The organism is Pedococcus sp. (assembly GCF_036000045.1).
Lineage (GTDB): Bacteria > Actinomycetota > Actinomycetes > Actinomycetales > Dermatophilaceae > Pedococcus.
Genome location: NZ_DASYGF010000079.1, coordinates 1 through 21,853, shown reverse-complemented (window position 1 = coordinate 21,853; position 21,853 = coordinate 1). Strand labels below are relative to the sequence as shown.

At 73.6% G+C, this 21,853-nt stretch carries 20 protein-coding genes; 13 read left to right on the top strand and 7 right to left on the bottom strand.

Annotation, left to right across the window (positions count from 1 at the left end):
* On the bottom strand, positions 1-471 hold a 471-nt coding region (locus VGN50_RS12340), incomplete at its 3' end, for a TIGR03089 family protein (protein WP_327445096.1).
* A gap of 30 nt (positions 472-501) precedes the next feature.
* Between VGN50_RS12340 and VGN50_RS12335 the strand changes: the two genes are divergently transcribed.
* On the top strand, positions 502-2,616 hold the full coding sequence (locus tag VGN50_RS12335; protein WP_327445095.1) for a hypothetical protein: 2,115 nt from the start codon (positions 502-504) through the stop codon (positions 2,614-2,616).
* A 17-nt stretch (positions 2,617-2,633) separates the two neighbouring features.
* Here VGN50_RS12335 and VGN50_RS12330 read toward each other — a convergent pair whose 3' ends face one another.
* Positions 2,634-3,428 carry an inositol monophosphatase gene (locus VGN50_RS12330; RefSeq protein ID WP_327445094.1) on the bottom strand — a complete coding sequence of 265 codons (795 nt, stop codon included), beginning with the start codon at positions 3,426-3,428 and terminating at the stop codon, positions 2,634-2,636.
* A gap of 157 nt (positions 3,429-3,585) precedes the next feature.
* Between VGN50_RS12330 and VGN50_RS12325 the strand changes: the two genes are divergently transcribed.
* The 4 genes from VGN50_RS12325 to VGN50_RS12310 are packed head-to-tail and all read left to right on the top strand — an operon-like array spanning position 3,586 to position 8,509.
* A complete protein-coding gene (locus VGN50_RS12325) occupies positions 3,586-4,644 on the top strand; it encodes a glycosyltransferase family 2 protein (protein WP_327445093.1) in 1,059 nt (352 codons plus the stop codon).
* Between the two features lie 16 nt (positions 4,645-4,660).
* Positions 4,661-6,634: a glycosyltransferase family 4 protein gene (locus VGN50_RS12320; RefSeq protein ID WP_327445092.1), complete on the top strand. Its 1,974-nt coding sequence runs from the start codon at positions 4,661-4,663 to the stop codon at positions 6,632-6,634.
* Entirely contained in the window at positions 6,634-7,632 is a 999-nt protein-coding gene (locus VGN50_RS12315; protein WP_327445091.1) for a lysylphosphatidylglycerol synthase domain-containing protein, read from the top strand. Before VGN50_RS12320 ends, VGN50_RS12315 begins: the two co-directional genes overlap by 1 nt.
* Positions 7,633-7,642: 10 nt before the next feature.
* Positions 7,643-8,509, top strand: a complete 867-nt coding sequence (locus tag VGN50_RS12310; protein ID WP_327445090.1) for a class I SAM-dependent methyltransferase — start codon at positions 7,643-7,645, stop codon at positions 8,507-8,509.
* A gap of 25 nt (positions 8,510-8,534) precedes the next feature.
* On the opposite strand, the gene VGN50_RS12305 is transcribed toward VGN50_RS12310, so the two are convergent.
* Positions 8,535-9,236: a DUF3105 domain-containing protein gene (locus VGN50_RS12305; protein ID WP_327445089.1), complete on the bottom strand. Its 702-nt coding sequence runs from the start codon at positions 9,234-9,236 to the stop codon at positions 8,535-8,537.
* Positions 9,237-9,345: 109 nt separating this feature from the next.
* Here VGN50_RS12305 and VGN50_RS12300 point away from each other — a divergent pair, with 109 nt between their 5' ends.
* Complete coding sequence (locus tag VGN50_RS12300; RefSeq protein ID WP_327445088.1) at positions 9,346-10,278, top strand: DNA-3-methyladenine glycosylase 2 family protein; 933 nt, start codon at positions 9,346-9,348, stop codon at positions 10,276-10,278.
* A gap of 16 nt (positions 10,279-10,294) precedes the next feature.
* On the opposite strand, the gene cofE is transcribed toward VGN50_RS12300, so the two are convergent.
* Together cofE and cofD are read right to left on the bottom strand one after the other, a co-directional pair.
* Positions 10,295-11,323: a coenzyme F420-0:L-glutamate ligase gene (gene cofE / locus VGN50_RS12295; RefSeq protein WP_327445087.1), complete on the bottom strand. Its 1,029-nt coding sequence runs from the start codon at positions 11,321-11,323 to the stop codon at positions 10,295-10,297.
* Positions 11,324-11,327: 4 nt separating this feature from the next.
* The gene (gene cofD / locus VGN50_RS12290) at positions 11,328-12,302 is read right to left on the bottom strand and encodes a 2-phospho-L-lactate transferase (protein WP_327445086.1); all 975 of its coding nucleotides are present in this window, start codon (positions 12,300-12,302) and stop codon (positions 11,328-11,330) included.
* Positions 12,303-12,504: 202 nt separating this feature from the next.
* Here cofD and VGN50_RS12285 point away from each other — a divergent pair, with 202 nt between their 5' ends.
* The 3 genes from VGN50_RS12285 to VGN50_RS12275 all read left to right on the top strand — a co-directional run bounded on the left by VGN50_RS12285 (position 12,505) and on the right by VGN50_RS12275 (position 17,563).
* The gene (locus VGN50_RS12285; protein ID WP_327445085.1) at positions 12,505-12,768 is read left to right on the top strand and encodes a WhiB family transcriptional regulator; all 264 of its coding nucleotides are present in this window, start codon (positions 12,505-12,507) and stop codon (positions 12,766-12,768) included.
* Positions 12,769-12,869: 101 nt separating this feature from the next.
* The gene (locus VGN50_RS12280; RefSeq protein WP_327445084.1) at positions 12,870-16,061 is read left to right on the top strand and encodes a glycosyltransferase; all 3,192 of its coding nucleotides are present in this window, start codon (positions 12,870-12,872) and stop codon (positions 16,059-16,061) included.
* On the top strand, positions 16,058-17,563 hold the full coding sequence (locus VGN50_RS12275) for a DUF5719 family protein (protein WP_327445083.1): 1,506 nt from the start codon (positions 16,058-16,060) through the stop codon (positions 17,561-17,563). The genes VGN50_RS12280 and VGN50_RS12275 overlap by 4 nt, the downstream gene beginning before the upstream one ends.
* A 64-nt stretch (positions 17,564-17,627) precedes the next feature.
* Here the strand turns inward: VGN50_RS12275 and VGN50_RS12270 are convergent, their stop codons facing one another.
* A complete protein-coding gene (locus VGN50_RS12270; protein WP_327445082.1) occupies positions 17,628-17,972 on the bottom strand; it encodes a metallopeptidase family protein in 345 nt (114 codons plus the stop codon).
* Positions 17,973-18,143: 171 nt separating this feature from the next.
* Between VGN50_RS12270 and VGN50_RS12265 the strand changes: the two genes are divergently transcribed.
* From VGN50_RS12265 to VGN50_RS12250, 4 genes are read left to right on the top strand one after another with little or no spacing between them, the layout of a single operon-like run.
* The gene (locus VGN50_RS12265) at positions 18,144-18,530 is read left to right on the top strand and encodes a DUF3499 domain-containing protein (protein ID WP_327445081.1); all 387 of its coding nucleotides are present in this window, start codon (positions 18,144-18,146) and stop codon (positions 18,528-18,530) included.
* Between the two features lie 19 nt (positions 18,531-18,549).
* The gene (locus VGN50_RS12260; protein WP_327445080.1) at positions 18,550-19,992 is read left to right on the top strand and encodes a phosphomannomutase/phosphoglucomutase; all 1,443 of its coding nucleotides are present in this window, start codon (positions 18,550-18,552) and stop codon (positions 19,990-19,992) included.
* A complete protein-coding gene (locus VGN50_RS12255) occupies positions 19,992-20,198 on the top strand; it encodes a hypothetical protein (protein ID WP_327445079.1) in 207 nt (68 codons plus the stop codon). Before VGN50_RS12260 ends, VGN50_RS12255 begins: the two co-directional genes overlap by 1 nt.
* Before the next feature lie 10 nt (positions 20,199-20,208).
* Complete coding sequence (locus tag VGN50_RS12250) at positions 20,209-21,393, top strand: SIS domain-containing protein (RefSeq protein ID WP_327445078.1); 1,185 nt, start codon at positions 20,209-20,211, stop codon at positions 21,391-21,393.
* A 34-nt stretch (positions 21,394-21,427) separates the two neighbouring features.
* Here VGN50_RS12250 and VGN50_RS12245 read toward each other — a convergent pair.
* Positions 21,428-21,853: YbaK/EbsC family protein (locus VGN50_RS12245; protein ID WP_327445077.1), on the bottom strand; the 426-nt coding region annotated here is incomplete at its 5' end.

Here is a 21,853-nt window from a genome sequence, read left to right as displayed (position 1 = left end):
GGGGGCGGGCTCGTCCCACGGGCTGAGCTGGTCGGCATACGTGGCCAGCTCTCGGGCCTCGTCCATCGCACCCGCCGGCACCGCCCCCGGGGCCGAACGCGCCAGGGCCGCCAGGGTGACCAGCACGGCCGGCGTGGTCCGGGGATCGAGCAGCGCCGGCTCGTCGGTGACCAGCAGGTCATGGGGGCCGTCGTCGAGCACCACCGTGGCGCCCACCGACCACACGGCCAGCGCCCAGTAGAGCGAGCGCCAGTGCGGCGGCAGTGCCAGCCGCACCCGGCTCTCCGGCCCGACCTCCCACTCCTCCTGCAACGCGTTGCCGGCCTTGCTGACCCAGTTGGCCAGGACCTTCGCGCTCAGCTCGATCCGCTCACCCTGGGTCGGACCCGGCGTGTCCTCGTAGAAGGTCACGCGCGGGCGGCCGGGGTCGTCGCCCAGCATGGCGGCCAGTAAGTCGGAGGGCGTCGGCATGCCGCCACCCTAGGGCGCTAGCGTTGCGCCGTGAGCAGCCGCGCGTCCCGGAGCTATCCCTACGCTCCGGACCCCGGCGACCTGCCGCTCCTACGGGGTGAGGCCTGGAGCGGGGTCCTGCTGACCCGGGTGGTCGTCGGCGGTGGCCTCTGGCTTGTCTCCGGTTCCGCCGCTGCTGCGGTCCTCACCCTGTTCGGGGCCTGGCAGCCATGGGTGGCCGTCCCGACCCTGGTGGTGCTGGCCGTCCTCTCGCTGTGGGGGAGCGGTGGCGTGCGTCCCCAGCCCCTGCCCGTATGGAGCGCGGTCGCCCTGGTGGCCGTCTCGCTCGGGACGGTGCTCTGGACCGGCCTCACCCACTCCGAGCAGGTCCTTCCGCGGCGCGACTCGGGCAGCTATCTGCAGTCGGCGGTCGAGCTGGCCTCGGGGCACGCCCGGCCCATCCAGGTGCCGGCCGAGTCGGTGGGGGGCGCAGACGTCCTGCGCATCCCCGGGGTGACGCTGGGCAGCCCCGCGTTCTATTCGACCGGCACCCCGCAGTCCCCCACGGTGCAGCCGCAGTTCCCCGTCGGACCCTCCGCCTGGTACTCGGTGGCGTGGTGGGTCGGCGGCGCCACGGCGACGTTCTGGGTGCCCGCACTGCTGTTCGGGCTCTGCGTCCTGGGCATCGGGCTGCTGGGTGGGCTCCTCGCGGGGGCGCGCTGGGGACCTCTGGCCGCCCTGGCGACCGCCCTCGTCTTCCCGCTGGTGCATGTCGCCCGCTCGACCTACTCCGAGCCGTTGGCGCTGCCGGTGCTTGCCGCCGCCCTGGTCGCGGTGACCATGGCCGCCCGGGCGGCGCGCGTGGCCGACGTGGGCCCCGCCCGGAGCGCGGCGGTCGTAGCCGGGCTGCTCATGGGGGGAGCCGTCCTCATCCGGGTCGACGCGCTCCGCGAGGCGGTGCTCATCGCGCCGGTGGCGTGCCTGGCCATCATGCAGCGCCAGGTGCATGGGCGCGTCCTCGCCTGGGTGACCGCGGTGGCATCGCTGGTCGCCTTCGGGCTCACCGCGCTCACCTCCGACCGGTATCTGGGGTCCATCGCGGGCTCGCTGCTCCCGCTGGTCGCATTCGGACTCGTCGTCTGTGCGGCCGGCGCGGCGCTGGTGGCCGGCGCACGGCGCGGCTGGAGCCTGCCGGTGCTGGCGCAGGCGTGGCTGCCACGGGTCCTGGCTGGGCTCGTGGTCTTCGGGGGGCTGCTGCTCGCGAGCCGGCCGCTGTGGCAGACCGTCCACCAGTCCGCGGCCGACCCTGGCTCGCATGTGGTGGCGGCCCTGCAGGCCGCTCAGGGCCTGCGCGTCGACGGCGGGCGCACCTATGGGGAGGAGTCCGTCGTCTGGATGTCGTGGTGGGTGGGTCCCGCGGCCCTGGTCATCGCCCTGGTCGCCGCCGCCGTCCTGGCGCACCGCTCGGCCAGCCTGTGGGTCGCGGGGCGCGACCTGCCGGCCTGGACCGGTGCGGCCGTGGTCGGGGTGGGGTCGACCGTGCTCACGCTGTACCGGCCGGGCATCACCCCCGACCACCCCTGGGCCGACCGGCGACTCGACATCGCGCTGCCGACCGTCGTGCTGCTCGTGGTCGCGAGCGCGGCCGTGATCTCCCGCTGGTCCACCCGCCGCCTGCCGTATGCCGTGATGGCGGCTACCAGCGTCCTCGTCGCGGCGGCCGTGGTGGTCCCGGCGGCCCTGGCGACCTGGCCACATGCCACCGAACGGGTGGAGAACGGGGAGCTGGCCGCGGTCGACACCGTCTGCCGCCAGTTCCGCCCCGGCGACGTCGCACTGATGGCCGACTCACGAGCGGTCAACGAGTGGCCGGAGGTCCTGCGCGGCTACTGCGGCGTGCCCGCGCTGGCCACGACGTACGCGCTGCGGACCGACCCGGTGCGCTTCGCCGCAGCCGTCGACCGGATCACCCGCGACGTCCGTTCCCGCGGGGGCCGTCTGGTGCTGGTCGCTGCCGACTCGACCCAGGCGCTGAGCCGGCTCGGCCTTCGGACCGCCGTGGTCGGCGTGAACACCACGGTCCAGGAGGACGCGCGGCTGCTCGAGCGCCGCCCCGACCACCTGGTGCCCCTGCCGGTGACGGTCTGGCTGGGTCCCACCAGCTGACCGACGCCCCTCGGGCCTCAGGCGTCCCGGCTGGCGAAGGCCTGCGCGGCCTGGCGACGCACCGCGGCATACGTGCTGCGGTCTGCCGCCACGATGATGCCGGGGATGAGCGACTGCGGTGTGTACGGCGTGCCGTCGGGGTGCCCCACCACACCGCCGGCCTCGTTGACCATCAGCGCACCGGGGGAGTGGTCCCAGGGGCTGTTGCGTGCGTAGAGGATGTAGTCCGCGGCGCCCTCCATCAGCCGCGGGTAGTCCACGCCGCAGCAGACCCACGACCCCAGCAGAGGGGGCAGCGACCCGAGCGAGTGGCCGCGCAACGGCCAGATCGAGGTGACTCCCACGGCCGGGACGTCGTCGGGAACCGGCGCGCGCTCCACGCGGGTGCCGTTGCGGTAGGTGCCGGCGCCCTTCTCGGCGACCCAGGCCACCTCGTGCTCGGGCTGCCAGATCCAGGCGCGGACAGTCTCGCCGTGGCGGACCTCGCTCACCATGACGGCGTGGTCGGGCGAGCCGTGGACGAAGTTCTTGGTGCCGTCGACCGGGTCGACCGTGAAGGCGTGCTCGGCGGCGAGATAGCGCTCGAGGGTCGTGGGATCGGCGGACGTGCGCTCCTCACCCAGGATGAAGGCGTCGGGGAACGCGCCGCTCAGCTCACGCGTGAGGATCGCCTCGGACTCGTGGTCGGCGACGGTCACCAGGTCGCCCGGGTTCTTCTCCATCACCTCGCCGTCGGCCAGCGAGCGGAAGCGCGGGGTGATGACCTCGGCCGCCACGGTCTTCATGAGGGTCAGAACCTGGTCGGAGTCCACGCGCCCACGGTTCCACACCCTTCGCCCGGCGGGAAATCGGCGTGGGTGAGCTCGTGGTTGGGTTCGTCCCTGCCCTGACCCTGACGATGTTGCCCACGAGCCCGTATGCCGCGGCATACGCGGGTGGGGGTGGTGCGGCAGGTAGGCTCGCAGCGAGATGAGCGAGCACCCCAGCACCGGCCCGGCAGCAGCGGCCCCTCCGACCGAGCAGATCGTCGTTCCGACGGCGGCGAGCACCACGATGCACCACGCGGACGCGGCATACCTGCCGGCCGTGGTCGCACAGCCCGAGCCAGCGGCGGCCACAGATGGCGCCCACGAGGCGACCCGGCCCTTCGTCACGATCGTCCTGCCCTGTTTCAACGAGGGCCAGCATGTGCTCCAGGAGATCGACCGGATCACCGCGGCCATGAACTCCAGCGAGTTCACCTACGAGCTGCTGTGCATCGACGACGCCTCGACCGACAACACCCTCGAGGTGCTCCAGGAGGCGGCCAGCCGCTACGCCAACCTCCGGGTGATGCCCTTCCGTCGCAACGGCGGCTCCGGCACCGCGCGCCGCATCGGCACCCTGCAGGCCCTCGGCGAGATCGTCGTGTGGACCGACGCCGACATGACCTACGAGAACGAGCGGATCCCCGAGCTGGTGCGGATCCTGCGCGACGACGACTCGTACGACCAGGTGGTCGGCGCGCGCACCACCGAGGAGGGCACCCACAAGTGGGCCCGGGTTCCCGCCAAGTGGCTCATCCGCAAGATCGCCGAGAAGCTGACCAACCAGACGATCCCCGACCTCAACAGCGGCCTGCGGGCGTTCCGGCGCGAGGTGTCGCTGCCCTATCTGCGGCTGCTGCCGCCCGGCTTCAGCTGCGTCACCACCATCACGCTGGCGTTCCTGAGCAACCAGCACGACATCAAGTACGTCCCCACCAGCTATGCCAAGCGCGCCGGCGTCTCCAAGTTCCACTTCGTCCGAGACGCCTACCGCTACATCCTGCAGGTGCTGCGCATGGTCATGTACTTCGACCCGCTCAAGGTCCTCATGCCGCCGGCCCTGTGGCTCGTCGTGATCGCGCTGGTCAAGGGGGTCGTCGACATGGTGCGCCACCCGTTCTACTTCCCGGCCAGCACCGTGCTGCTGTTCGTCAGCGGTCTCATGATCGGCACCCTGGCGCTGCTCTCGGACCTCGTCGTGCGCTCGCGCGTCGGCGTCTGAGCGGGGCAGACCCAGGGTGAGCAGCCCCGCTGCGCTCAAGATCGCCGTCGTCGGTCCGACCCATCCCTACAAGGGTGGCGTCGCGTCCCACACGACGATGGTGGCGCACGAGCTCGCCGAGGCCGGGCACGACGTGACGCTGGTGTCGTGGTCCCACCTCTACCCGTCCCGGCTCTACCCGGGTGAGCAGGCGGTGCCCGGTGGTGCGGCCGACGTCCCGCCCTTCCCGCGGACCATCCGCGCCCTGAGCTGGGCGCGTCCGGACACCTGGGTGCGGACGGGTCGCCGGCTGCGCGACTTCGACGTCGTCGTGGTCGTCCATGTCATCCCCGCGGTCGTGCCGGCGCACCTCGTCCTGCTCCGGGCGGCCGGGGCGGGCCGCACCCCTAGCGCCTCGGTCGGCGCGCCGCGCCCGCGCTCGGTGGTCATCGCCCACAACGTCCTGCCGCACGAGCCCCATCGCGGCGACCGCGAGCTCATGGGGCAGCTCTTCCAGCGGGTCGATGCCGTCCTCGTGCACAGCGACTCCCAGGCCCGGCTCGCGTACGAGCTCGGCGCCGCCAGGGTCTCCGTCGCCGACCTGCCGCCCCATCTGCCAGGGGGCGCGCCCGTCGACCGCGTCGAGCACCCCGGCCCGCCCCGTCTGCTGGCGCTGGGCATGGTGCGCGACTACAAGGGCGTCGACCTGCTCATGGAGGCCCTCGCCGAGGTGCCCGGCCTCAGCCTGACCGTCGCAGGGGAGATGTGGGGTGCCAGCGGCGAGCGGGTGCGCGCGCTGGCGCACGACCCGCGCCTGCGCGACCGGGTGGAGGTGCACGGGGGCTACGTCCCCGCGGACCGGCTGGCCCCCCTGCTGGCTCGGCACGACGTGCTGGCCCTGACCTACCGCAGCGCCACCGCCTCCCAGAACGTCCTGCTCGGCCAGCAGCACGGGCTTCCCGTGCTGGCCTCGGACGTGGGCACGTTCGGTGCGCAGGTGCGCGACGGGGTGGACGGCCTGCTCGTGCCCCCGGGTGACAAGGCAGCGCTGGTTGCCGCCCTGCGACGGCTCGCCCAGCCCGGGTATGCCGCGCAGCTGCGTGCCGCCGTGCGGCCCCCCGACCTGCACGGGCCCTGGGCGCGCTACATCGGGACGATCGAGGCCCTCGGGGCTGTCGAGCCCGCCGCCGAGCCTCTCGACGACCACGGCCGGTCGGGTGGTCCACAGGGCGCTGACGCCGCGGGCGACGGTGCCGACGTGGGGACCGTGCTGGAAGCCTCGCGGGGCGCGCGCCGGGTCGCGGGGCACCTCAAGCACCGCTCCGGCTCCGTGCTGCGCAGACTGGTCGCCGCCTCACGGCCGGAGGTCGTGGTCACCCGCAGCGACCTGCCCGAGTGGATCCACGCGTCCGACATCCTGGCGGATGGCGACGACGCCGACGAGGCCAAGGCCTTCGCCCGGGCTCTCGGACTGCCGCGCGTCGGTGACAGCATCGCCGCCTGGGCCGCCCTGGGCGCTCTGGCGGCCATCGTCCGGGTCCGCGACGACGGCCGGCGCAGCGCAGTCATCGTCGACGAGTCCGGCATGCGCTCGCCACTGTCGCGCTGGGCTCGCGCGATCGGGTTCGAGCCGGTCGAGCTCGAGCTCACCGGCCGGCGCTCGTCGGTCGAGGTGCTCGATGTCGACACGGCGTCGCTGGACGTCATCGTGCGCCTGCACCCGGGTGGCTGCGATGCCGATGACATCGACGAGGCCGTGAGCCAGGCGTCCTGGGCCCTGCGCTCCGGTGGGCTGCTGTGCGTGACCCTGCCGATCGGGGGCGCTGGTGCCGAAGGTGCGCTCGGTCCCGCGGACGTCCGTGGCGTGCTCGCCCGGGCCCACGACCTCGGCTTCGTGCTCGTCGGCGACCTGGACGGTGACATCACCGGCCGGATGCGGCGCGCCTCCGACACCTCCACCCGCGCCGACGCGGCATACGGGCTCCTTCGGCTCACCCTGAGGCGGCGCTGATGACACGCACCCGGATCTTCGCCACGCTGCGCATCGCGCTGGCCCTGCTCGTGCTTGTCGCGGTGGTCGTGGCCGTCGGCCGCAACTGGACCCAGGTGTCGCAGGACATCCGGCGCGTCCAGCCAGGTCAGGTGCTGCTGGCCGCCGCCCTGGTCTGCCTCGCGCCGTTGCTGACCCTGTTGGCCTGGCGCCGCGTGCTCGCCGAGCTGGGCTCCCCGCTGCACCTGGCTCCCGCGGGTGGGGTCTTCTTCGTGGGCCAGCTGGGCAAGTACCTGCCCGGCTCGGTCTGGTCGATCGTGGCTCAGGCCGAGATGGGCGCGAGGCTGCACATCCCGCGCCGGCGCTCGGCCGTCGTCGGGCTGATCAGCATCGGGCTCGCCGCGATCTGCGGCCTGCTCGTCGGGATACCGGCGCTGCCGCCGTTGCTGTCCCGAAACAGCACTGGCTCCACGGGTTGGGTCGTGGTGCTCGCCATCCCCCTGCTGGCGGTGGTCTTCTGGCCGCGCCTGCTGAACTGGGGCATCGCCCTCGGGCTCCGCCTGCTGCGACGCGAACCGCTGGAGCACCGGCTCTCCGGCCGCGCCGTGTTCGCGTCGTCCGCGTACCTCGTCGGGGCCTGGGTCTGCTCCGGCCTGCACGTCCTCGTCCTGGCGCATGCCGTCGCGGACCGACCGGTCGACGGGTCGCGGCTACTGGTCGCCACGGTCGGGGGCTTCGCGCTGGCCTCCGCCCTGTCGATGTTCGCGGTCATCCTGCCGGCCGGCGTCGGGCTCCGCGAGGGCATCCTCGTGCTGCTGCTCTCGCCGCTGATCTCGCTCTCCGGGGCGACGGCGGTCGTCGTGCTCGCGCGGTTCCTGACCATCCTGTCCGACGTGCTGTTCGCGCTCGGTGGCTGGGTCTGGGCGCGCTCGCACCACCTCATCACGACGCGGGCCGACCGGCTCGCGGACCCACAGCTGGTCGTCGACGACGACCTCACCCCACCTCACCACGGATAGATTGCGCCGCATGCCTACTCCAGACGAGACCGACCACACCACCCAGGTCGCCGCCCCGCCCGGTGGCCGCCTGCTGGCCGCGGCCAAGCGCGGAGCCGAGCACCTGCTGTGGGCCCGCGTGGCGGTCCAGCGTCGCGTCGAGGCACGTCGCGGGCACGACGTCTCGCGACCGGTGCCGACGGCGGTGCCGCCGACCGCTGTCCTGGACAGCGAGGTGATGTGGCGGACCGCCGTGGAGCAGGCGAGCCGGCTGCGTCTGCCCCTGCACCGTGACCTGCCCAAGAACTGGGACGCCCTCGGCGCCGTCGGTGCGGTGCTGAGCCTCGTCGACGACGGCACGCGCACGGCACGGGTCATGGATGCCGGCAGCGCGCGCTACTCGCCCGTGCTGCCGTGGCTGCGCCTCTACGGCCTCGGCTCGGTGCCGGGATCCCTTCTGGGGATCAACCTCGAGTTCGGCGACGAGGTGCGCCGCGACGGCGTCGTCTTCCGCCACGGCGACGTGACGGCCACCGGGCTGCCGGACGGGTCGCTCGACGCGATCACGTGCATGTCGGTCATCGAGCACGGCGTACCCATCGAGGCGTTCCTGCGCGAGTCCGCCCGCGTGCTGCGCCCAGGGGGCATCCTGTGCGTCTCCACGGACTACGACCAGGCCCCGCCTGACACCGCCGGGAGGACGGCATACGGCAGCGAGGTTCGCATCTTCGGACCCCAGGAGATCCTCGAGCTGCTGGCCGGCGCGGAGGCCTGCGATCTCGAGCTGGTCGGCGACCTGTCGACGTCGGACTCGCTGTCGCACCGGGAGCGTCCGGTGCACTGGAAGCGCGTGGGCCTGGACTACACGTTCATCCTGCTGACCTTCCGGCGGCGCTGAGGCGCTCAGGCGCGGCTGGGGCCGGTCAGGCGGCGCCGGGCTCCTGGGTGTTGTCCTTCGGGAACCGCTTCACGAAGTCGACGACGGCCTCACCCGACAGGTCGCCACACATCTGGCGGTGCCCGGCGTCCTTGGCCCAGTGCACCAGGGCGTAGGGGCGTTCGCTCGGGAAGGCGCCCCGGCTGGAGTCCCACTCGACGACCTTGAACTTGCCGCTCGCGTCGGGCAGCGCGTCGCCCTGGTCGGCGACCTGCTTGAGCAGGGTCGTGTCCTTCACCTTGGTGCCGTCGTACCAGAGGATCGTGTAGCCGTGCTCGAGGTTGTGGACCAGCGTCTCCACGACCGGCCGGTCTGCCGCGGTGTAGAAGTCGCGGCCGCTGACGTCCGGGCTCACGAAGTGGGGGCCGTGGCTCGGCGGTACGGTCGTGTACTTGACGCTGGTGACATTGGGCTGGGACGTGCCAGGGCCGACGTGCTGCCCGGTGCCGCCACCGGTGTCCGTCGTGACCGGGTCGCAGTGCGCAGCGGCCAGCGAGACACCGAGGTGGGGCAGCTGCTTGGACTGGGCGTCGTTGACCGCGTAGGCGACGACCCCACCGAGGGCGGCGAGCAGGACGACGCATCCGCTGACGATGCCGGCGACGACCTTGCGCTCCTTGGCCTTCTGCTCCTGCTGGAGCTGGGCCAGACGTGCCTTGCGGTCCTGGCTCGCGCGCTTGGTGCTCACGGGTTCCTCGATGCTCCGGGGACGGGTCGGGACGGGTGCTGGGACGGTCCCGCAGAGTGTACGGGTGCCTCCCGTGGGGTCGCTCACGGCGACGCGCGAGACTGTACGGGTGTCCCCGGTGCCCGAGCTGAGCCGCGTCTGGAGCCCCGGCCGTCCCACGTCGGTCGGCCTGGTCGTCTCCATCTTCCGCAGGGGAGGGGGAGACCCCACCTTCCAGCCGGACCGTGGTGACGGCTGGTGGCTCGGCCTGCCGACGCCCTCGGGCCCGGCCACCCTGCGGCTGGTCCAGCGGGCCGACCTCGGCGAGGTGCAGGCGACCGCCTGGGGTGACGGCGCGGCCTGGGCGCTGGACCACGTGCCGGCCCTGCTGGGAGACGGTGACGACGAGGGGGGCTTCGTGGCCCACCATCCGCAGGTGGCCAGGGCGCACCAGCGGTATGCCGCCTGGCATATCCCCCGCTCCGGTCTGGTCATGCATGCGCTGGTGCCGGCTGTCATCGAGCAGAAGGTCACGGGGCAGGAGGCCTTCGGCGGCTACCGCGCGCTCGTGCACCGCTACGGCTCACGAGCCCCGGGACCGGGAGAGGCGCGGCGGTTATGGGTCGCCCCGTCGCCTGCCGGGTGGGCGTCGATCCCGTCGTGGGAGTGGCTGCGCGCCTCGGTGGACGGCGCGCGCTCGGGCACGGCAGTGCGGGCCGCCAGGGTCGCCGGCAGGTTGGAGGAGTGCGTCGCCCTGAGCCACGCCGAGGCTGCGGCCCGGCTCAGAGCAGTCCCGGGGGTCGGGGTCTGGACCGCGGCCGAGGTGGCCCAGCGGGCGTTGGGCGACCCCGACTCGCCGAGCTTCGGCGACTACCACGTGGCGAAGAACGTCACGTGGGCGCTGACCGGCGAGGTGCTGGACGACATCGCGATGGCCGAGCTGCTGGAGCCGTATCGCGGCCACCGCTACCGCGTGCAGCGCCTGCTCGAGCTCGACGGTGCGATGCGCCCGCGCCGTGGGCCACGAATGGCGCCGCGGACCCACCTGCCGACCCGACGCTGAGGCCCGCGCCCGGAGGTCAGCGCTCCGTGACCCTCAGCGTCACCTCGAGGCCAGCGGCCTCGAGGGGCGCCTCCACCCGCAGGCCTTCGCCCCACAGCGCCACCTGCAGCCGCGTCACCGCCACCCCCAGCTCGTATGCCGTCGGCGCGCTCACGCGCACGACCTCACCACCGAGGTCGACGCCTGCCTCGCGGGCACCCCGGAGGGCGACCGCCACCCCGCGGGCCAGGCGCTCGGCCAGCGACTCGGGCACCACCGACGCGATGCCGGTCTCCTGGGCCTGGGCACTGCCCGGCTCGACGCCCAGAGCTGCCCGCACGGCCTCGGCCCGGCCGTAGTCGAACCAGTCCTCGCGCCCGGCCCGCACCAGCGCCGCAGCACCGTCCCCTCGCTCGGGCAGCGCCCAGCCGGACCCGCGGACCATGGCCGCCGGCACTCCATCGGCCTTGCCCTTGACGAGGTCCGCGGCCGCGGCCAGCTCGTCCGCCAGGGCCCGGGCGGTCACGTGCAACGGCATGCCGTCGGCGTCGATGCCCCCTCGCAGGTCGTCGACGACCTGGACCCCTGCCGCGCCGAGTGCGAAGTCGGTCTGGCCGAACCGCCACGGCCGGCCCGCCGTGTCGCTGACCACCACCGCCAGCCGGGTCAGCCCGGTCAGCGCGAGCAGCGACTGGCGCAGCCGCTCCGCCTCGCCGTCGGGGTCGCCAGGCAGGACGAGCACCTCGGCGCGACCACCGGTGTTGGAGGCGTCGACTCCGGCAGCCGCCATCACGGGACCGGCGCTCGCCTGCACGATCTGGGTGACGCCGGCAGCGGTGCGGCGCTCGGCCACCACCCGGGTGCTCGTCTTCTCGATCGCCGCCTCGCGGTCCGCCGCCCAGAGCCCGAGTGCCTTGGAGACCACCTTGCTCGAGACCACGAGGACGTCCCCGTCCTCGAGGGGCCACCCGACCGCCGCCGCCGCGTGCACGACCAGCGTGGCCACGTCGTCGCCGGTCTGGACCTCGGGGATCCCGGTCAGCGGGACGAGCGAGAGGGGCGCCACCAGGTCACGCGGTCCGCAGCTCGAGGGCCAGCTCGAGCGCTGCGCCGGCGATCTCGGCGGCTGCCGCCCGGTCGGTCATCAGCAGCGGGCGGCCACGCACCTGCGCCCGGCGCAGCCGCACCGACGCGGCATCCTCCTGCGACACCAGCCAGCCGTCGAGGAAGTCCTCGTAGAGGCCGGCCACCGCTGCAGCCGTGCACTCGACCCCGATGGCCGCCAGGCATGCGTCCGCGTGGCCCCGCACCGGCATACCCCCGATGAGCGGGGAGACCCCGACGACGGGCGCGGTGGTCCCGCGCAGGGCGTCCCGCACCCCGGGCACGCCGAGGATGATGCCGATGGACACCACCGGGTTGCTCGGGGGCAGCAGCACCACGTCGGCCTGCCGGATCGCGTCGAGGACTCCCGGCGCCGCGGTCGCACGGTCCATGCCGACCGCCTGGAACCGCTGCGCGGGCACCTTGGCCTGCATCCGCACCCACCACTCCTGGAAGTGCACCGCGCGGTGAGCGTCGCCGTCCTCGATGACGACGTGGGTCTCGACGGGGGAGTCGCTCATGGGCAGCAGCGTGATGCGGCGCTCCGGCAGCCCCCACCGCTCGGCGAGCCGGGCGGTGACCTCGGAGAGGGACAGCCCCTGGCCGAGCCACTGGGAGCGCACGATGTGGGTGCCGAAGTCGAGGTCGCCCAAGGCGAACCACTGGGGCACGGCGCCGTATGCCGCGAGCTCACCCTGCACGCGGTGGCTCTCGTCGGCCCGGCCCCACCCCTGCTCCTCGTGGATCCCGCCGCCCAGGGTGTAGACGAGAGTGTCGAGGTCGGGACAGACCCGCAGACCGAAGAGGCTGAGGTCGTCACCGGTGTTGCCGATGACGGTCAGCTCGGCGTCGGCGAGCTCGGGAGTGGCGTCGAGATGGCTGCGGAGGCCACGGAGGAACCGGGCGCCGCCGACACCTCCGGCCAGGGCGGTGATGCGCATGCCCCGCAGTCTTGCAGCCGTGGGGCGCACGATGCCGACGAGGGCGGTGGTAGGCGTGGGGTTCCGAGGGCGTTATCAAGGTTCGACCGAACGGGCAAATATCAGACTTCCGCTTGACGAACCGGGTATGACACGCGTGTAATTCCACTGTTGTGACGTTCCCGTCACAGCAGCGGCGGCATACCGGGTCGAGGAGGAAGCCGTGCAGGAACTGCAGCTGATCACGCTGGAGAGTGGCACCGAGGAGGAGCTCTCCTGGCAGGAGCGCTCGCTGTGCGCCCAGACCGATCCCGAGGCGTTCTTCCCCGAGAAGGGCGGCTCGACTCGTGAGGCCAAGAAGGTGTGTGTCGGGTGCGAGGTCCGGGCCGAGTGCCTGGAGTACGCCCTGGCGAACGACGAGCGGTTCGGCATCTGGGGTGGGCTGTCCGAGCGGGAGCGCCGCAAGCTCAAGAAGCGTGCGGTCTAGCCGCCGCCCGGTGGCTTCCCCGTGACGAGCGCATGACGCTTGCCCCGCCCCATGGCCTGACCGACTCCCCAGCGGACGGCTCCCCGTCGACCGTCACCTGTGTGACCGCCGTGCTCGTCCTGCGCGGGCCGGCCGATGCCCTCCCTCGGACCCTCGACGCCCTCGCCGCCCAGACCCGTCCTCCCGAGCGTCTCGTGGTGGTCGACCCGGGCCTCGACCCCGGCGCCGTGGAGACGGTGCGCTCGCACCGGCCCCTGATCACCATCGTCCCGTCCATCCAGTTCGTCACCGTCCCGGGCACCTCCTCCCTCCCGGATGCCGTTCGCACGGCCCTGTCGGCCGAGCCGCCGTCGGACGGCCGGCAGTCCGGCTCCACCGCCGCAGCGGTCGAGCACGTCTGGGTGCTCACCGCCGACTGTGACCCCGCGCCGACCACGCTGGCCCGGCTGCTCGATGCCGTCCGTCGCTCACCGTCCGTCGCGGTCGCGGGCCCCAAGCTCCTCCAGTGGGACCGCCCGGGGGCGCTGCGCTCGGTGGGGCTGCAGCTCACCCGCAGCGGCCGCCTGCTGCCCTCGCCCGCGCTCGGCGAGCCCGACCAGGGCCAGTACGACCGCCGCAGCGACGTCCTGGCCGTCCCCCTGGTGGGCATGCTCGCCGAACGCTCCCTCTGTGACGAGCTGGGCTGGCAGGACGAGACCCTCGGCGAGTTCGGGGCCGAGGTCGACTTCGGCTGGCGGGCCCAGCAGCTCGGCCGCCGGGTCGTGGTGGTGCCGCGCGCCACGGTGCGCACCGGCGCCCAGGACGAGGCCGATGCCGACACCGCCGTCTCAGACGGCCTCAACCCCGCTCGCGTCCGCCGTCAGGCCCGACGTGCCGCCCTCACCCGCTGCTCGTGGTGGGCGGTCCCCGCACTCGCGGCCTGGATCGCCATCTCCAGCCTCCTCGCCGGCGTCGCCCTCCTGCTGGCCAAGCGGCCGACCGCCGCGTGGGCGGAGCTCGGCGACGTCGGGGCAGTCCTGACACCTGGCCGGGTCGCGCGGGCACGTTGGCGCACGCGACACGGCTACGACGAGGGCCGTGCGCCGGCCCGTCCAGTCCATCGGGTCCGTCGTCGAGACCTGTCCGGACTCTTCGTCCGGTCGACCACGGTGCTGAGGCACACCGGAGACCTCATCCACGACGAGGTCGCCTTCGAACCGGCCCTGCTGTCCGCCTCAGAGGCGGGGCTGGCTGCCGTCGAGAGCGGCCCTGTCGACGACGATGCCGAGGACCTCAACGTGCTCGGCTCGACCTGGGCCTCGCGCGCGGCGCGCAACCCGGGCCTCCTTGCGGTGCTCGTGACGAGCGTGCTCACGGTGGTCGCCTCCCGCGAGCTGGGCGGCAGCATGCTCGACCGCTTCCGGTCGGGTCTGGTCGGCGGTGAGCTGCTCGGCGTGCAGGGTGACCCGGCCTCGGCCTGGCATGCGTGGCTCGACGGCTGGCACGGTGCCGGTCTCGGCCAGGCGGGGGAGCAGAGCCCCTATGTCGTCGTGCTTGCCGGCCTCGCCTGGTTCGTCTCGCACCTCCCCCTGGTCGGTGCGCCGGTCTCGCCGCTGGGTGCGGCGGTGGCGGTCCTGGTGGGTCTCGCCCTGCCGGCGGCGACGTGGACGGCATACCTCGCAGGCCGGGTGCTGACCCACTCGAAGTGGCCACGTGGCCTCGCTGCCCTGGCCTGGGGCACGAGCTCCCTCGTCACCACCGCCGTCGCCGGTGGCAGGCTCGGTGCCGCGGTGGCGGCCGTGCTGCTCCCTCTGGTCTCCGCGGGCTGTGCCCTGGCGGCCCGGCGGTCGGGCTCCACCACCGCGACCGCCGCAACGGTTCTGGCAGCTGCCATCCTCGAGTCCTTCGTCCCCGCACTGGGGGTGCTCGTCGGGGTCGTCGGACTGGGGATCCTCTGTCTCGGTCACGGGATGGCCCGGGTGCGGGGGCTCGCCCTCGCCGTCGGCCCGGTGCTGCTGCTCGGTCCCTGGGTCGCCACGCTCGTCCACGAGCCGGTCCTGCTCCTGACCGGCCCGGGCCTTTCGGTCTGGGGTGCGGGCCAGTCCCTGCCGTGGCAGCTGGCGCTGCTCCATCCGGGTGGGGTCGGCGGCTATCCCGCGATCCTCGGTGCACCGCTGGTGCTGGCCGGTGTCCTCGGACTGGCCCGCGCCGGCAAGCGTGCGGTGGGCGCCTCGGCCCTCGGGCTCCTCGCACTCGTGGGACTGGCGTTCGCACTGGCGGCATCTCGGCTCCACCTGGGCGTCGTCCCTGCCGACCAGCCCCATGCCGGCCAACCCGTCACGGCCTGGGCAGGCACCGGACTGTTCGTCATGATGTTGGCCCTGCTCGCGGCGGCCCTGCTCGGGTCCCGTGAGCTCCCGGTCCGGCGTGCCCAGGGCGGCTGGCAGGCAGTTCTCCGCTGGCCGGTCGCCGCGGCGCTCGTCGTGGGCGTCCTCGGGGGCGTGGGATGGACGGGGTGGCACTCGCTCGGCAGCAGCCTCCAGGCGGCCGCAGACCCGCGTCCCGCGGTGGCGATCGACCAAGCGGACGGCCGGCTGGGCAACCGCATGGTCGTGCTGGCCCCCGACCGCGCAGGGGTGAGCTACCAGCTCCTCGGCAGCGAGCCCGGGACGGTCGCGCGCATGCTGGCGCCGTCCGCCGGCCCCCCGGCCGGCACGCAGAGCGACAGCTCGCGGCTCGAAACCGCCGTGGCCACCCTGTTCCAACAGGGTGCGGCTCCCGGTGACGTGGGCCCAGCCCGGCTGCTCGCCGACGCGGGCATCGGGTTCGTCGGGCTGCGCACCGACCCCTCGGACGCCCGGCTCCGCCAGCTCGACGCCACAGCGGGCCTGACCCGGCTCGGGGACCACGACGGGGTCATCTTCTGGCGGGTCAGCTCGGGTGGCGGCCCCGCGCTCGACGACGCCGTGGCCCCCTCACGAGCCCGTCTGGTCACCGCGACGACCCAGCAGCCGGTGCCGGTGGCAGGGCCGCACAGCCACATCGACACCGACCTCGTGGTCCCGAGCGCTGCCACGCTCGTGCTCGCCGAGCCCTCGGGGTGGGTGCGCCACGCACAGGTGGCCATCGACGGCCGGGTGCTGGCGCCGGTCGGCGGCCGGGCGGCATACGCCCTCCCGGCCGGGCGTGGACACCTCACGGTGGACGTCCTGCCGACCGACCTTCCCTGGCGCACCGCCCAGGGAGCCCTTGCGCTGCTCGTGCTGTTCCTGGCTCTGCCGTTCGGCAACCGTGCGTCCAGGAGGCGTCCATGAGTGTGTCCCTCGCCGCTGTCGGGGCCGTCCTGCGCGCCACCGTCGTCGCCGCGGCCGGCGCCGGCCTGGTCGTCGCCGCGACCCAGGTCCCCGGGGCGGTGGCAGTCGGCTCGAGCAAGCCGGCCCACGCCGCCAGCGGCGTCCAGAGCGGCCCGGTCCGCGGGGCGCAGCTCCTGTGCGCAGGGCCTGAGCTCATGGGCGTGCCCGGGGTCCGCGACCTGCCGGTGGCCGTGCGCGTCGCGGCCGTGGCCGCGCCCACGTCCGCCCTGACGGACACCCAGCCCGTCGCTACGCCCGGCACCCTGACGTTGACCGGTATGCCGGGTGCCGGGCTCGGTCAGCCGGGATCGGCCCGCGGGCCGCTGGTCACCGCCGACCTGACCACCCCCACGGGGGTCGTGGTGGGCGGCACCCAGTCGCTGGCTCCGGGCCTGGCGGCCGAGCAGTCGTGGCTGGTGACCTCGGGCGACCAGCGCTCGCTCGGCTCGGCGCCCTGCACCCCACCCGGAGCGGACCTCTGGCTGCTGGCCGGTGGGGCGGCCGCCGGACGCCAGGAGCGGCTGGTCCTGACCAACCCCGGCGGCAACCCCGTCTCGGTCGACGTCACCCTGCACGGGCCCAACGGCCCCGTCGACACGGCCATCGGCAAGGGGCTCGTCGTCGCCCCTCACGGGCGCACCTCGTTCCTCCTCGACTCCATCTCGGGGACCGTCGCGTCGCCCGCCGTGCACGTCGTCACCGAGGGTGGGGTGGTGGGCGCCGTGCTGAACGACACCTGGCTCAACGGCACGACGCCGGCCGGGTCGGACGACGCGAGCCCGTCGGCCCCGCCGAGCCGTGACCAGGTGGTGCCGGGTGTCGACGTGAGGGGTGGGCACGCCGTGCTGCGGGTGGTCGTCCCCGGTCCGGCCGAGGCTGTCGTGCAGACTCGCGTCCTGACCAGCCAGGGGCCGCGTGGCCTGCAGTCCGGTGCAGTGACCCGGGTTCCCGGCGGCAGCGTTCGAGACATCGACATCTCCGGCCTGCCTGCCGGAGCCAGTGGGCTCCAGGTCCGCGCGGACGTTCCCGTCGTGGCCTCGGCGAGCTTCGAGCGGACCGGGACCAAGAGCAGCGACTTCGCCTGGGCCGTCTCGACCGACCCGATCACCGGGGTGGCCGGGATGCCGTTCCCGCAGACGACTGCGTTGCAGCGCACCCTGTGGCTGACGGCAACGGCCGGCTCAGTGGTCGCCGACGTCCTCTCGGTGGGGCCGGGCGGCACGGTGACCACGCAGCGGGTCACGGTGCCCGCCGACTCCGCCATCGCCGTGGCCGTGCCTAGCGCGGCAAAGGCGCCCCAGCCCACCTCCGTCTGGGTCCGTCCGGTGTCGGGCCCGGGGCAGCTGCGGGCCGCCGTCGACAGCTCGGCCAAGGACGCACAAGGAGTGCTGGTCACCTCCACCCCGCTGCTGGACTCCGCCCTACGGACGACGACGGTCGGCGTCCGAGCGGTGCAGAACTAGGAACCACTCCCCGCTCTGCGCGGGTCGGCCAGGCTTCGCCCGGCTCAGTTCAGCTCGACTGAGCTCAGTCGGCGTCGCCGTACCGGGCGTCCAGGTCTCCGGGGGCCATGCCGAACAGCGCTGCCACCTGCTCGACGACGACGTCCTGCACGACCGACGTCAGCTCGCGCAGGTCCTGGGCCCGGCCCTCCACAGGTCGCCGGTAGACCACGATGCGGGCCGGCTGACGCCCGTTCGAGGGGAAGGTCCGGCCCAGCGGCACGCCGTCGCGCTCCCAGGGCGCCGGGTCGCTCGGCGGCACGTCCTCGACCGCGAACTCCACCTCTGCCAACCGCGGTCCCAGGCGCGGCTCGAGGCGGGCGGCGCTGTCGAGCACGAGGTCGTCGAAGATCTCGCGGCGGGTGGACATGGCAGGCACGGTCGGCCATGCCAGTGGGCCCCGGACGCCCCGCCCATGCCGGTCGCGTCGTGGCGAGCGCCGACCGCTCGGCGTGGACGCGGACGCCCCACTCCAAGTCACCCGGTCATGGTACGGCGTGCCGACGCCGCAGCCATCCTGTGGTGGCATAGTCTCCCGGGCGTGAGTCTGTCCAGGAGGTGCTCCCGCACCGCGTGCCCCCGCACCGCCCTGGCGACGCTCACGTACGTCTACTCCGACCAGACCGCCGTGATCGGTCCGTTGGCCACGTACGCCGAGCCGCACACCTACGACCTGTGTGCCGACCATGCCGAGCGGCTGACCGCACCACGTGGCTGGGAGATCGTCCGGCTGGCCGGTGAGTACGTCGAGCCAGAGCCGTCGCACGACGACCTGCTGGCCCTGGCGAACGCCGTGCGCGAGGCCGGCAGGCCACGTCTGGACGCTCCGCCCGCGGCACGGGTCGTGGGCAGACCGAGCGACGAGGGAGCGTCCGGGGCGGTCGAGACCGGTCGCCGAGGACACCTGCGCGTACTGCGTGACGGCTGACGCCGCTAGGGTTTCGGGCGTGTCCACACCTGTGCTGTCCGACTTCGTCAAGGCCTACGACGTGCGCGGCGTGGTGCCCGAGCAGCTCAACGTCGACGTGGCCTGGGCGTTGGGGTCGGCGTTCGCCAGCGAGATCGTGATCGCCGACGGCGCCCCTGGCGTCGTGATCGGCCACGACATGCGGCCGTCGTCCCCCGAGCTCTCCCGTGCCTTCGCCGCCGGCGTGAGCGCGCACGGCATCGAGGCGACCCTCATCGGGCTCTGCAGCACCGACGGCCTCTACTACGCCAGTGGTGCGCTCGGCCTGCCCGGCGCGATGTTCACAGCTTCCCACAACCCTGCGCGCTACAACGGCATCAAGCTGTGCCGGGCCGGCGCGCGGCCCGTGGGTCAGGACTCCGGTCTCGCCCAGGTGCGTGACACGGCCCAACAGCTCCTCGACTCGGGCACGAGCGCTGGGCCGGCCGGTGCGGCCCGGGGGTCGGTGGTCGAGCGGGACGTGCTGGGTGACTACGCAGCCTTCCTGCGACAGCTCGTCGACCTCTCGGCGATCCGGCCGCTGACCGTGGTGGTCGACGCGGGCAACGGCATGGGCGGCCTGACGGTCCCCGCGGTGCTTGGCACCGGCGCGGGGCTCGAGGCATTGCCCCTGACCGTCATCCCGCTGTACTTCGAGCTCGACGGCACGTTCCCCAACCACGAGGCCAACCCCCTCGAGCCGGAGAACCTCCGCGACCTCCAGCGAGCCGTCGTCGAGCACGGCGCCGACCTGGGGCTCGCCTTCGATGGTGACGCCGACCGCTGCTTCGTCGTCGACGAGCACGGTGACGCGGTGAGCCCCAGCGCCGTCACGGCGCTCGTCGCGACCCGCGAGGTCGCCAGAGAGGTGGAGGCCGGCACCCGGGCGGCTGACGTCTCGGTGGTCTACAACGTCATCTCCTCGGCCGCGGTCCCCGAGATCATCGCCGAGCAGGGCGCTCGCGGCGTGCGTACCCGCGTGGGCCACTCCTTCATCAAGGCCGAGATGGCGCGCGAGGATGCCGTGTTCGGCGGCGAGCACAGCGCGCACTACTACTTCCGGGACTTCTGGTTCGCGGACACCGGCATGCTGGCTGCGCTGCACGTGCTGGCGGCCCTCGGTGAGCAGCCTGAGCCGCTGAGCCGGCTGACCGCGGCATACAGCCGGTATGCCGCCTCGGGCGAGATCAACTCGACGGTCGCCGACACCTCGGCGGCCACCGCGCGGGCGCGCAGCTGGGCGGCGGCACGCGGCGCGGAGTTCGACGAGCTGGACGGCCTGACCGCGACGTATGCGGGCGTCGACGGCGACCCGATGTGGTGGTTCAACCTGCGCGCGTCCAACACCGAGCCGCTGCTGCGGCTCAACGTCGAGGCCGGCGATGCAGACACGATGAGTCGGGTGCGGGACGATGTTCTCGCCCTGGTGAGAGGAGAAGGCTGATGTCTCAGGGGAACGGGCCGAGTGCGGCCATCGAGCCGTGGCTGCGCGAGATCCTGCGGTGCCCCGCGTGTCGTGCGGAGCTGGTCGACGCGACGGGTGAGACGGGGCCTGAGCTGCACTGCACCAGCGACGAGTGCGGGCTGCAGTACCGCATCGACGGCGGTGTGCCCGTCCTGCTGGTCGACGAAGCCCGCAAGCCGGCCTGAGCCCACGGCGATGGCTCCCTACCTCGACGAGTCACGCATCGACAGCGAGGAGGCCATCGCCGCCCTCGACAGCCGCCAGACCCTGCGCGGGCTGGCCACCGCCGGCGCCCAGGTCCGCGAGGCGATCGACCTGTCTGCCATGGCCGGGATCGAGCGGGTCTCGGGGGGTGAGCGGCCGAGGTCGGTGCTCGTGGCCTCCCTCGGGGGCTCGGCTGTGGTGTGCGACGTCCTGGAGCTGCTCGCCGAGCCGGGGTCGCCGGTCCCGGTGAGCGTGCGCCGCAACGTGCCGCTGCCAGGCTGGGTGGGTCCGCTGGACCTGGTGATCGCCGTGTCGCAGTCGGGCCGTGCGGCTGGACCGCTGGCCCTGGCGGCCGAGGCGGCGCGGCGAGGTGCGTCCCTGCTGACCGTCGGGGCGTCCGAGTCGCCGCTGGCCGATGTCGCGGCGCAGGCACGAGGGGTCCACATCGACATCGGGCGGGGCCGGACGACCTCGCGCACCGCGCTGTGGTCCCTGCTCGCTCCGGTGCTGCTGTCGGCCGGCCGACTCGGTCTGGTCGACGTCGACGAGCAGGTGCTGCTCGACACCGCGGATCGCCTCGACGCGGTCGCCGAGGCGGCCCGACCCTCGTCGGATGCCTTCGTCAACCCGGCCAAGGTTCTGGCCGCCGACCTCGCGCCGGGGGTGCCCGTCGTGCTGGGGGACGGCGCCCTCAGCGGGGTGGCCGCAGGGCGAGCGGCGTCGATGCTGGCCCGCACGGCCCGGATGCCTGCGACATCAGGCGAGCTCCCCGACGACGCGGCACAGATCGTGGCGTGCTTCGACGGGCCCTTCACCGTGGCATACGGGCAGAACGCCGGGCACCGCCGGGCCACCGCCGACATCTTCGCCGACCCCTATCTCGACGGACCGGCGCTGCCGCGGCTGGTGCTGCTCATGCTGCGCGACGCCGCGCCGGACCAGCTGACGCGAGAGGCGGCGCAGGCGATCGCGCTGACCGATGCGGTCGTGGAGGCCGCTCGAGAGGCGGGCGTCACGGTGTCGGAGGTGCGGGCTGAGCCCGGCCATCCGCTGGTGCGGCTGGCCGGCCAGATCGCCACGACAGACTTCGCGGCGACCTATCTGGCGCTCGGGCTGGGCCTGGACCCGGCCGTCTCGTCCCACGTGGCCGATCTGGCGGACCGGACCGGCCGCTGACCGCTGCCGGTGGCCGCTGCCCGTGCCGCTGAGGTCACTGAGCCAGGTCGATGACCTCAGCGCTCGGCAGGGCGGCGAGGTCGCCGGCCTCGACGAGGAGCTTGCTCGCGCGCAGGCCGCTCCCGATGACCACCGCGCCTGCCGTAGCCACCCGGCTGTCGACCAGCACGGGCCACTCACCGGGCAGGCCGAGGGGAGTGATCCCCCCGAACTCCATCCCCGTCAGGCTCACGGCCTCGTCCATCGGCGCGAAGCTGATCTTGCGCACATCCAGGTGACGGCGAACGATCCCGTTGATGTCAGCGCGGTCCGTCGCCAGTACGAGCACGGCGGCATACCTCACGTCACCGCCGCGCTTGCCGGCCACGACGACGCAGTTCGCCGACTTCTCCAGGGCCACGCCGTACGCCTCGCAGAAGGCCGCCGTGTCGGCCAATGCGGCGTCGATCGGCGCGACTCG

What these genes read in the sequence shown, in the direction of transcription:
- VGN50_RS12325 (WP_327445093.1), top strand. Translation starts at nt 3,586, where the DNA reads ATGAGCGAGCACCCCAGCACCGGCCCGGCAGCAGCGGCCCCTCCGACC.
- VGN50_RS12315 (WP_327445091.1), top strand. Translation starts at nt 6,634, where the DNA reads ATGACACGCACCCGGATCTTCGCCACGCTGCGCATCGCGCTGGCCCTG.
- VGN50_RS12310 (WP_327445090.1), top strand. Translation starts at nt 7,643, where the DNA reads ATGCCTACTCCAGACGAGACCGACCACACCACCCAGGTCGCCGCCCCG.
- cofD (WP_327445086.1), bottom strand. Translation starts at nt 12,302, where the DNA reads ATGCGCATCACCGCCCTGGCCGGAGGTGTCGGCGGCGCCCGGTTCCTC.
- VGN50_RS12275 (WP_327445083.1), top strand. Translation starts at nt 16,058, where the DNA reads ATGAGTGTGTCCCTCGCCGCTGTCGGGGCCGTCCTGCGCGCCACCGTC.
- VGN50_RS12270 (WP_327445082.1), bottom strand. Translation starts at nt 17,972, where the DNA reads ATGTCCACCCGCCGCGAGATCTTCGACGACCTCGTGCTCGACAGCGCC.
- VGN50_RS12255 (WP_327445079.1), top strand. Translation starts at nt 19,992, where the DNA reads ATGTCTCAGGGGAACGGGCCGAGTGCGGCCATCGAGCCGTGGCTGCGC.
- VGN50_RS12250 (WP_327445078.1), top strand. Translation starts at nt 20,209, where the DNA reads ATGGCTCCCTACCTCGACGAGTCACGCATCGACAGCGAGGAGGCCATC.